Below are 11194 nucleotides of genomic sequence, written 5' to 3'. Positions count from 1 at the left end.
ACCGTTGTGAGCTCAAGAGGAACACGACAAAGCGCCGATCTCTTTGGAAACGGTTTTGGTCCAAAGCTTGATACAGATGGCCTGCAGCTGGTCCCGATCCCGTTGGGTGAAGGGTTTCAAAGCGCTCGAAGACGCGCCTTTCGCAGAGTTAAAAGCCAGCGACGAACTCGTGTGTCGTTTGTCGCCAACTGCAAATTCGACAGTTAGCACAATTATACTGCGCCGAGTCTGCCATCTCGAGCCTCACGGGTTTGTGAGGCCTCTTGGCTCACCACCGCCTTTGCTAACCGCCGTCATTCCAAAGACGCGTGCCTTTACGGAGGGGGTCAAAGGGCCTATATTATTCTTTACAAGGAGAAGAATAATGGGCGCACTTGCTCGCATCTACACTCCCGCAGAGGCAGCCGCCGTCAGCGGGATCGGAATCAAGGCGGTACACAATGCGATCGACAAACGCATTGTCGATACTGTGCCAAGCACTGCTCGGCGCATCGGTGGGGTCGTCCGACGGGCATTGACCGGCGAGGATTTGCTGCGGCTCAAGCTTTGGTATGGCGTGGGTGCGACATTGCCCGCTGATCGTCGCTACCGCCTGTTCGAGGAAATCAAAGCTGCCCCAAGGGCCAAGACCGTAAGGGCCGACGACCTGCTGATCGTCGACGTCGCCGAGGCACGTAAACAGCTCAAAGCGCGCATCGTGGATCTTGATGAAGCGGAGGCCGCCATCGGCCGCGTTAAAGGGGTGATGGGTGGAGAGCCTGTCTTCAAAGGAACCCGCATCCCTGTTCGTATGATCACGACGATGCTAGCGCAGGGCGCAGATGAAGCGGAGGTTCTGGAGGGATATCCGAAGCTAACGCCGCGCGTGATTGAGCTCGCCAGGATATGGGTCGCCGCGCACCCAGTTCGTGGGCGACCTAAGAAGCTGGTCGAGCAGGGCGTGAAAATAAAGTCGTCGAAGCGCGTGGTCTTGAAGGGCGACCCACGTCCGTCGGCTAGGTCAAGACGCGTGTGACCTCGTGAGGTTTCTGATCGATGAGTGCCTGCACACGTCTCTGGTTGCGGTAGCCCAAGAACGCGGACATGAAGCAAACCACGTCAACTGGCTTGGGCTAAGCGGCGAAACCGACTGGGACCTCATGCCCCTCATTATCGATGAGGATTTCACCTTCGTCACCAACAATGCTAAGGACTTCAGGAAGCTCTATGCCAAAGAACCGGTTCACGCCGGCCTGATCATCGTCGTCCCTCAGGTCGGGCCTGAAAAACAGAGAGAGCTCTTCGATGCTCTCCTCGAGGATCTTGGCCCAGAGGAATTCCTGATTAATGAGGTTATCGAAATCGAGATCGAAAACGGCATTGCAATCGTAACACGATACGATCTGCCGTCGCCCTAGCTGAGGCTGCGCGATCTCCGCTTATGACCGACCCGGTTGCCAGTCGCTCATCTGCAAAATGTTACCGCCGAGTTTTGCGAACGCGCGTTGGCGGCAGGAGAAAACGAGAATCTGCTGATCGTGTGATTGACGATGCAAAGCGTCGAACATGCGCTCGATGCGGTCGTCATCGGAATAAACCAAAGCGTCATCCAGGATAACCGGTGTGGGTCGGCCGTCGCGGGCAAGCAAACGGGCGAAGGCCAGACGGGTCAGAACCGAAAGCTGTTCTCGCATGCCGCCACTCAACCTATCGACATCCTCGTCCTGACCATTGCGGCGAACGGTCTGCGGCAACAGTGTGTTCTCGTCGAACACTATGGAGATGTCATCGAATAGCAATCCAAGCAGCGGTCGCAGCTCGGACATGACCGGCTTCAGATAAAGATCGCGTGCCGTCGAGCGCGCAGCGACCAGCGTCGTGCGCAGCCGGTCGAGGACGGCTTTTTCGAATTCGAAGCGTCTCGCTCGCTCTCCAGCGATTTCCAATTTTTCTGTGGCCTCGCGCAAAGCTTCTTCCACCGCGTCCTCGGACCGAGTGCGAATATGGCCATTGAGATCGGCCAGGGTTACACGCAACTGACTTGCCTCCTGGGTGGCGGCATCCTGAACCGAACGGGCGCGGCGCAGAACGGCTTCGGCGCTGGTGAGATCGTGAGCGCCGTCGCGCAGGGGAGCAGCGCGCATTCCGGCGGCTTCGCGCAGCTTTTGTCGTGCGGTGGCCTCGGTGAGCAGCAAGCGCTCCTTTTCCTCGCGCGCTGCATGGGGTCCCAATATGACCTCGAGGCTGGTTAGTTCCGCCTGGATGGTGACATAAGCCGTCTCCGCGGCCATGACAGCCCCGTCGGCATGGCTGCGCAAAGGCAAGGCCTCGCGCACGCTGTTGCGTATTGTCGCCACACGCTGCTCGGTTGCGGCATGATGCTGCCGGATCTGTTGCGGATCGACTTTGAGTTCGAGGTCCCCGGCCCCGAGGGCACTCAGACGAGCAAGCTCCTCGTGCAATTGCTGTATCCCCTTAGGCGCGAGATCGGCAAGTCGCTGACGCGCCAAGCCCAGTTCGGTAGCCTTGTCGCGCGCTTCCACCAGGCGCTGGCGTGCCGTCCTGAGGCTGTCGACACCGAGGGACGCAAGTAGGCTGCGGTGCTTCGCTTCGGCGTCTTCGATGGTCCGGTCGGCCTGCTGCGGCCGATTCGATCGCAGGGTCAAGGCTCCGATGCCGGCAATATCCAGGCGCACGGTGCCAGCAAAGCTTTGGTCTTCTGCATGGAGCAAGGGCTTGGCATCGATCGTCACCAAATCGGCGGCGGCGTCCCGGTATTCCATGCATAGCGTCGGCAGGGTTGCCAGGTGAGCTGCACGAAGGCTGGCGATCTCGATTTCGAGCGCCTGCAGTTGCTCGACAGCCTGTTCCGGCACCGCCAGCATCGCCAGTGCTGCCTCTCCATCTTCGATCTGGGTTCTGGCGACTTCGGCTTGTTTCAACCGGTTGTCCGAGCCGGCCAGTTGTTCGGCAGCGTCACACGCCAAAAGGGTCGCATCCAGCCGCGCGAGCAATTCGCGAGCTTGGCGCTCTTCCAGTTCAGCTGCTTGAACCTCGGCCATCGCCTGTTCGTTTTCGGCGATGGCTGAAGCGCGACGATCGAGAACCTCAGTGCGGCGATGCTGCGCAATAATCGACTGCTGGCGCAAATCCGTGGCTCGTTTGAGCGCGGTCCGAAAACTATCGAGGGCCTGCTGCGCCGCGTCGTGGTGAATTGCGGCAAGGGCAGCTTCCGCCTCGGCGGCTTTCAAGGCTTCGCTGTGCGATTTGGCGGCCTCGACTGCGGCTTCCGCGGCCGAGATGGCTTCCCGCCGGGTGGCGCCTTCTTCGGGGTTTTCAAGCTCCGACAGACGCGCCAACGCCATGCGCCGCTTGTCGAGCGCATCGCGCAGACCGGTGACTTCGGCGCTGAGACGCTGCTCGTCTTTCAGCAGCTTGTCACGCTCGTCGAGCGCTGCCGCATAGAGACCACCACTCTTGGGACGCAGCGTTGACGTGACCAGGCTATAGAGCTCTTCCTCGCACGCCGCGGTGATTTCGGCCATGCGCCGCCCGCCGGTCAGGGCTTCAACTTCCCCCTGAACCGAGGACAATAGGCTTTCGCGCACGCGTTTTTCGCCATCCTCCTCGCTCTTGCTGCGCTTTTCGCTGCCGGTGACCCCTTGGCGAACCCAGAGCAATCCTGCCGGCCCTGCGGTTCCGCCATGGATTAGTTTGCCGATAAACCCTTCGGCCTCGTCCGCTTGAGCCAACAGTCGCCCCCGATCGAGGTCGATAACGCTGGCCAGCTTGCCTCCATAAAACTGCTTGGTAAGCCGATAGCGTCCTTCTGAAGTGCTGATGTCGGCCTCCACCACCGGATTGCCCCCACTATAAGGCCGTAGCAGTCTCACGCCTTCGGGCGTCCCCGTATGGGGTTGGAAAAAGAGTGCATGGAGTGCTTCGAAGAAGGTTGATTTGCCGAATTCATTGACTGCGCAAAGCACGTTGACGCCGTCGCCTATGTTCTCGATGGCGACGCCTTGCCCAGCGAACCGTTTGACGTTGTGGAGCCGAAGGGCCGTAAGTTTCATGATCCGATCGCCTCGCAATAGCTGAACAGCCGAACCAGTGCTTCTCGCGATATGTCGCGTTCCACAGCCGACCGGGTTTCGTCACTACTTTCATCCAACAGTGCCTGCGCTGCCTCGCGAAGGGCACCAGAGCGGTCGATCCGATCCAAGTCGCCACTTTCGCAGTCGGTCGCGAGCCCGTCCCCGTCCAGCTCCAGATAAGCGAAGTCGGGCGCGGCTGCCGCGATCGCCGCTTGAAGGGCGGTTCGCCCACTTAACCGCACCCGGCCAGACGCGGCAATTCGCAGCAAGGTCTGGCGCCGCAGATGTACCGGTGGAAGCAACGCTTCAAACGCCGCCGAGCTGTCGTCACCAGACAGCAGATGCAGGGGAGCGGTTTTCCAGGAAAAGCTGGCCGTCTCGACCGCCGCAATCTCCGGCATGGCGCCGGGCCCGGCAATGGAAACGACAAGAGCCTGGCCGGGTGTGTCATGTTTGAAACGGTCAGGTTCGGGCGCACCGCTATAACGGCTGCGCTCATTGATGGCGACTGGGCCGTGCCAGTCGCCCAGCGCCAGGTAATCGAGACCGGCCTTGGCCGCGCGATCTGGCGCGATGATGTCGGACGCTGCGGAATCCTCGGAAAAGGCCTGAATGGCGCCATGAGCAAGCCCAAGCCGGATGGCGCCTTGCGGCGTTGCGGCGCTGTCCATCCACTCGGTAAGGTCGCGCCCGGGCCGGCGGGTCGTACACGGTGCAGGCAGCAGCGCCACGTCCGCGGCAATGGTCGAGACTTCGGGCCGCGTCGCCAGCAGGACATTGTCCGGCACAACGCTGTCCGCTGCACTCCACAATTGATCAGCTAACAGGGAATCATGGTTGCCAGGCAGCAATATCCAGCGCAGAGGCGCGCTCTGGCTCATCTCGGCCATGGCCTGCCGCAACATCGCTGGAGTGGGCGTTTCGGTATCGAACGTATCGCCGGCCAGAAGTATGGTGGATGCACCATGGACCCGTGCCTGTTCTGCCAGCCGGCTGATCGCGCTATGGCGCGCTTCACGGAGTCGCCCGCGCAGATCCTCCGGCATGTTGCCGAACCGCTTGCCGATATGAAGATCGGAGCTGTGGATGAAACGAAACATGGAGTCTCCGAGACTATGTCGATGCCAGGTAGCGCCGGGCGCGATCGATGGCTTCATCCAGCCGGGAGCGTGATATCGCCGCAAGTCGCTCGACGCCGAGCAGACGTGCAAGGTCGAGAGCGGGGTCGGACTGTTCCAGAATGTCCTCGTTCGCAACGACGACAGCGGCCAGCTCGGCGATTGGAATGTCGGCAATGGACCGGCGGGCATCGGCATCGAACGGCATCCGATAGTCAAGCAGGTCGACAACCGTCCCTCTCTTCCATAGGAAGCTGCCGCTGGATTCTTCAGTTCTATCGAACTCGCGCAGATGCAGGTCGATCCGCTCCCGAATCTTGTTGCCCGTTCTGAGCCAGCCATGCGCCCGTGCGATGCGCTGCGCAAGGACGTCTTCTCGCAGAGGTCCTTCCTGTTCGATCACCGCGTCGACCATGGACCGCAGCGTGCCTCGGTAGACGAAGTCATAAAACTGATCCGGGCTGGTGGAAAATCTGGTTAGATCAGTCAGGCGATAACGGCCGCCCGTCGGTACGGAATCATGCGTCGAATGCGCGGCCGCAGGCAACATTGCTGCAGATACCGATAGGCGCTCTCCCGTCGCTAGGGGAACGACGACAAAGTCTGGCTCTGATTTTATCGACGGATGTTCCGGTTCGCCGGCCGATGCTAGGTCTTCGGCTGGCAATTGGTCCATGGGGTCGACCTTATGCCCCATGTCCCAATGGATCGCGGCTTCACTTTCCTGTTGTTCAGCCTGTTTGCGACGGCTTTCCTCGAGCAGCGCGGCCAGCCTGGCATGAAGCCTCTCGGTGCAGCCTTCGAGATCAAACCACCAATCGGTTGACCATACCCGGACAATGTTCCACCCGAGGCCGCGCAGGACCTGCTCGCGGACCTTGTCTCGATCTCGCGCCGTGGCAGAACTGTGATAGGTCGCGCCGTCGCATTCGACCCCAGCCAGATAGGCGCCGGCGAGATCGGGATGCCGGATCCCTATATCCACTCGAAAGCCAGAAATGCCGACTTGAGGGACGATGGTCCATCCGCGCTTCTCAAGCTCGGCAGCGACGGCCTCCTCGAAAGGGGATTCCAGGGCTCCGACCGATCCGCGTTCCTGCGCTGGCAATGCCACAGCGCCGCGTTCGGCAAAATCGAGGAAGGCTTTGAGATGCTGTACGCCGATCGCTTTGGTTCGGTTGGGGTCGATCTGGTCGGCGGCAAAACCTGAAAATACGATCAGTTCCTGCCGCGCACGCGTCACCGCGACATTCAGCCGGCGTTCGCCGCCGTCCCGATTCAGCGCGCCGAAATCCATGCTGCGCTTGCCGGCATTATCTTGCGAAAAGGTGATCGAAAACAGGATTATGTCACGCTCGTCGCCCTGGACATTTTCCAGATTCTTGACGATGGCGGGTTCAATACGCTCGTCGGCAAAGAACCATTCAAGCTCCGGCTCTGTCTGTCGCGCCTTGTCGAAAAGGTCGAGGATGAGCGACTGCTGTTGCGCGTTGAAAGTGATGACCCCCAGCGTGGGCCGGTCCTTTTCCGGTAGGGCCAGCCAACGCCGCATCCTGCTGACCGCCTCGTCGGTTACCGCTTGGGCTTCGATTCGATTGGTGCGGCTTTTGCCGCGGTCATAGATGCCGGTCGTGATTTTTCGCAGCTGTACTGCCCGATCTTCCACCGTTGGCGAAGGGAATGTGATGAGCCGGTTCTGATAGTAGTGATGGTTGGAAAAGGCGATCAGCGACTCATTGCGGCTACGATAATGCCAGCGCAGGTCACGTACCGGGATGCCGGCCGCTTTGGCTTCGTCGAGAATGCTCTCAAGATCCTTTTCGTGCTCGACGACTTCCTCGTCCTCCTCGTTGCGGCCAAAGAAATTGGTGGGCGGCAACTGCTTGGGATCGCCTACGATAATGGTTTGATGGGCTCGCGCGATAGCACCGACAGCGTCCCAGGTGGTGATCTGCGATGCTTCGTCGAAAATGACCACGTCGAAAAGCGCCTTGTCGGGAGGTAGGTATTGAGCGATTGAAAGCGGCGACATCAGCATGCAGGGGGCGAGCTTGGCAAAGCTCGATGGCATAGCCCCGATCATCTCGCGGATCGACCTGCTGGGCCGCTGCAATTCCATCTGATGGCGCAACAGGCCCAACTCGGAATTGCGCGGGACGCTTTGCACAGCCGGCAAACCATGAGCGATGGCACTGATGACGCGAAGGCTTGCTTGAGCGCGGACAAGATCGTCGATTTCCCGGAAATCTTCGATAGCGTGCTCGTGCTGGAAGCGACGGAAATTCCGCAGCACCGGATCGGCATCCAGCGTGGCCGGCAGCCACCAGCGTACATAGGCCAGGCGGAACGCGGATTGAGCTTCAGCTGGTCGCACTAGACCCGCCTCGATATCGTCGACCAACGCTCCCAGATTCTGACTGACAGCCCTGCGACGAATGCCGCACCACGAAGTCCAGTCCCGCAGAAGATGACGGGCGTCGAGCAAGTCTCCCATCGCAGTCGTCAATTCGGTCAGCGGGTTATCATGTTCTGCCCAAGAAGGCGTCTTTCCAGCAGGGATCGCAAATTGAGTCTTGGCAGCCTCAAATGCTGCAGAAGCCGCAAGGAAGCGGGCTGCCCCATGGCGCATCGTGCTATCTGCTGCACCGCTTCGCAGGCTCGGGGCGGTTGCTTGGAGGAGCGCTTTGAGATCCTCCGTGCCAAGGCCGGGCAGGCGTAGCGTCTGTCGAAGCCTTTCGGCGATCGAGAGTATGTGATCGATACGGTGGGTGTCGGTATCAAGTGCGGCAAATCCGATCGGCTTCCCAGATAGGATGTTGGCTTCGACAGTGGCCCGGCGGTCCTGCATCACGCGCAACAGCGGCAAGTCGTGCTGAGGATCGGCTACCCCCTCTGTGACATAGCCTTGAAGCAGCTTCTGGACTTTGCGTTTGCCCAACTGACTGTTTGGCCAGAATGCAGAAGCGGCCTGTTGCCATTGCTGCTCTATGTCCTCCACCCGTATGCGCGCAACGGCAGCCCCGTCATAGCGGGCCGACAGGTCCTTGCGAGACTTGCGATAGTCTCCGATTGCCTCATTGAGAGTGGCGAGGGCTCCCCGCAACTGGGCGAAATCTCGATCAAAGACAATGCTGACGTCATGGCCGGCACTGTCCTGGAATGCCCCTGCTAGTTTTCGCAGCGCTTCGAGCTCCGCTTTTGACGCGTCGCCTTTGGCGCGCAGGCCGATGCTCACCAGGAAGGCGTCGAGTGCGGTCGCTAGAACCTCGGACGCACTCTTGAGGGTCTTTGCCCCTTGGAGCAAATTGTCCTGCCAGCCTGACGTCCACTCGGTGACATCTATGAGACGCAAGACCGACCGCATCTCCACTGAATGAAACGCGACACCTGTTTCGGCGGCAATATGCTCCAGCGCCAGCCGGCTTGCCTCGTCATGGCTATCGCGCGATGGCCATGACAATACCGGAGCGTGCTGTTGCTTGTTCTTGAGAGCGATGCCAAGCGCCAGATAGGGCGTGAGGCCATTGACATGGCGCCGATGCAGCGCATCGACATAGGCATTCAGTTCGTCCCGACGGACGCGAAGCCGCTCGTTGATCGCAATCCACTCTGCTGCGTCCACGCGCGCGCCGCTTTCCCAGCTGATCCTGAGCTGGTTGAGAAAGTTGCGTCGGTCCGCCTTGCTGGAATGGAGTTCGAGACAATGCGCGCCCAGGCCATGTTCGCGCAGGCGGCGATACACCACATCGAGCGCCGCCGTCTTCTCGGCCACAAACAGCACGGTTTTGCCAACTGAAAGGCAGTTGGCAATCATATTGGCAATGGTCTGGCTCTTGCCAGTGCCGGGAGGGCCGATGATGACAAAGTCTCGGCCCTCAGCGGCGGCAAGACTTGCGGCGGTCTGTGAGGAGTCGGCCGGCAGCAGCGAAACGATGTCGGACGGGGCATAGTGCCGGTCGAGTTCGCGCTCGTTCCGGAATGATGCGCCATTGCCCTCGAACGCTATCTCCGGCGTGTCGATCAGATGGCGCACGACACGGTTTTCGCGCAGCGCATCAGTGCGCTCGACCAGATCCTTCCACATGAGAAACTTGGCGAAAGAGAAGGTTGAGAGCGCCGTCTCGTCCACCACCTCCATGCCGGGGACGTCGCGCACTGCCTGGCGCATGAGACTTAGCAGACGCGGCACATCAACGCCGCTTTCGTCCTCGGGCAGCTCACCGGAAAACTGTGGCAGTTTGAGCTCGAAGTCGCGTTCGAGAAACTGCAACAAGGTTGCGTTGAATCGCGGTTCATCTTCATGGAAGCGCAAGGTAAAATGCGATGTTGCGCTGCGGCGCTCGATTTTGACCGGTACGAGCAGCAATGGTGCGCGATAGCTGCGCTCGTCCTCGGCCTTCTTCTTCCAGCGCAGGAAGCCGACCGCCAGGAAGAGCGTATTCGCGCCGCCCTCGGCAAAATCGTTGCGCACTTGCCGGTAAAGATCGATCAGCCGGGATTCCAATTGACGCCCATCGAGCGTCGACGGGAGCTCGTCGCGCAGAAGCGCTTCCGCGGCAAAGCCACGCTGGAGGTCACGTCCGTGCACCTCGCGATAGAGGGCAGCATCCCGCTCGCCCAGTGGATTCTGTTCGGGCAGCGAAATCAGCCGGATCGAAGCGCCTGCCATTAGGCGGTCCTCGAGGTAGCCGACATCAGTACAAAGAAACGGAATTGTCTTCTTGGAGTCCGGAAAATTGAGCAGGCGGTTCCGCAGTGTCAAATCGAGGAGCTTTTTCTGCCAGCGGTCGATCCGTCCGGCCGCTGTCGTCGGCTTTACCTCGACGATCTCGACCGGCAGGGCTACCACGGCCGGTGCGGCTGGCAACGGCAACGCGATTTCGGTTGCCACCTCTGCATCCACGCTGCGGCGCATCGGTTCATGCGAAGCAAGCGGTGTGATGCCGCCACTACGCGAGCGGCGTATATCGATGGCTGCGACAAAGGTGGCTACCTGCGTTTCATCGAGCCGCTGTTCGATTGCGTGTTGAGCAGCCTCCAGTGTCATGGCCGGCCGATGCGTCACACCTGTCGTCTCAAACACGATCAGTTCGCGCGATGCCAGCGCCTTGCGGACCTCCATGGCATCGGGTTCAATGGCGTTGGCGAGCGTCCTTTGTGTCATCCAGACGCCGACGGCCGCGTGTCCCTGAAACATCAAAACGACGGGATGCAGGCCCGTCGCCTCCAGGGCGGACGCGAATAACAGACTGGTATCGAGACAGGTTGCCAGCTTTTCTGCCGTAATAATTGAGGGACGTCGAATTTTTTGGCCCCGGCTTTCGAAGCTTGCAGGAGGCTCTGCATAATGCAGGGATAGGCCGGCAACGGCCGAATAAATTGCGGCCGCCAGCATGAATGCGCGTTGCGGATTGCCGCTTTGATAGCCATCAAGGCTGGAGGCATGACCATGCGCTGCGAGCCGCTCCGCTGCGGAACGCAGCAGTCCTGCGATCGCCGGGTCGTTCGGCATGACGAATGCGGCGAGCAATTGCGCCATATCGACGACGCCTCCCCATTCGTCGCGGGCAAGCAGGCGCACCGCAACGCGCTGCTCGGCCAGCACTGCGCCTCCTGAGGTCAGGCGCAACGTTATCTCCCCACGCTCAGCCTCGTTGAGACCGGCCAGATAGCCGGCGTCGAGATCGATTTTTCGATCGCTTAAGGGAAGCCGGTCGCCAGCAACGATCCGATCAATTGTCCAGCTTTTGGCGCGCAAAAAAGGGGGGTTCGATGTCAGCTCGAGAGTGCATTTTTCGAAGCCCTGCTGCGTTGGGTTATTGAGAGAGATAGACCGGATCACCGGAATGGCATTTTGGAAGGATGCGTATGTAAAGCTGGCGGCGATGTCAGCCACGACTTCCATCACGGGCGCGGCTGATATACCGGCGGCGTCGCCAGTGTCCGAACTCGTTTCCATGCCCCATCCCCTATTTCATTCACATAGAACTTTGCGGCCAGAAT

The 11194-nt window shown here is 60.2% G+C and carries 5 protein-coding genes; 2 read left to right on the top strand and 3 right to left on the bottom strand.

The window, feature by feature from the left end:
- The first annotated feature begins 364 nt into the window (after nt 1-364).
- Both JG747_RS35530 and JG747_RS35525 read left to right on the top strand, forming a co-directional pair.
- The gene (locus tag JG747_RS35530) at nt 365-1015 is read left to right on the top strand and encodes a DUF433 domain-containing protein (protein WP_199201383.1); all 651 of its coding nucleotides are present in this window, start codon (nt 365-367) and stop codon (nt 1013-1015) included.
- Between the two features lie 4 nt (nt 1016-1019).
- A complete protein-coding gene (locus JG747_RS35525; protein WP_126057625.1) occupies nt 1020-1397 on the top strand; it encodes a DUF5615 family PIN-like protein in 378 nt (125 codons plus the stop codon).
- Nucleotides 1398-1418: 21 nt separating this feature from the next.
- On the opposite strand, the gene JG747_RS35520 is transcribed toward JG747_RS35525, so the two are convergent.
- The 3 genes from JG747_RS35520 to JG747_RS35510 are packed head-to-tail and all read right to left on the bottom strand — an operon-like array spanning nt 1419 to nt 11150.
- Nucleotides 1419-4052: an AAA family ATPase gene (locus tag JG747_RS35520; protein WP_199201382.1), complete on the bottom strand. Its 2634-nt coding sequence runs from the start codon at nt 4050-4052 to the stop codon at nt 1419-1421.
- Entirely contained in the window at nt 4049-5173 is a 1125-nt protein-coding gene (locus JG747_RS35515; RefSeq protein WP_199201381.1) for a metallophosphoesterase family protein, read from the bottom strand. Before JG747_RS35515 ends, JG747_RS35520 begins: the two co-directional genes overlap by 4 nt.
- Before the next feature lie 13 nt (nt 5174-5186).
- Nucleotides 5187-11150 (bottom strand): DUF3320 domain-containing protein, encoded by a 5964-nt coding sequence (locus tag JG747_RS35510; RefSeq protein ID WP_199201380.1) that lies wholly within the window; start codon nt 11148-11150, stop codon nt 5187-5189.
- Nucleotides 11151-11194 lie beyond the last annotated feature (44 nt).

The organism is Mesorhizobium sp. 131-3-5, assembly GCF_016756575.1.
Taxonomy (GTDB): domain Bacteria; phylum Pseudomonadota; class Alphaproteobacteria; order Rhizobiales; family Rhizobiaceae; genus Mesorhizobium; species Mesorhizobium jarvisii.
This window is presented reverse-complemented; position numbering and strand designations above follow the sequence as displayed.

Coding starts and splice junctions, on each gene's coding strand:
- JG747_RS35530 (WP_199201383.1), top strand. CDS start 365: ATGGGCGCACTTGCTCGCATCTACACTCCCGCAGAGGCAGCCGCCGTC.
- JG747_RS35520 (WP_199201382.1), bottom strand. CDS start 4,052: ATGAAACTTACGGCCCTTCGGCTCCACAACGTCAAACGGTTCGCTGGG.
- JG747_RS35515 (WP_199201381.1), bottom strand. CDS start 5,173: ATGTTTCGTTTCATCCACAGCTCCGATCTTCATATCGGCAAGCGGTTC.
- JG747_RS35510 (WP_199201380.1), bottom strand. CDS start 11,150: ATGGAAACGAGTTCGGACACTGGCGACGCCGCCGGTATATCAGCCGCG.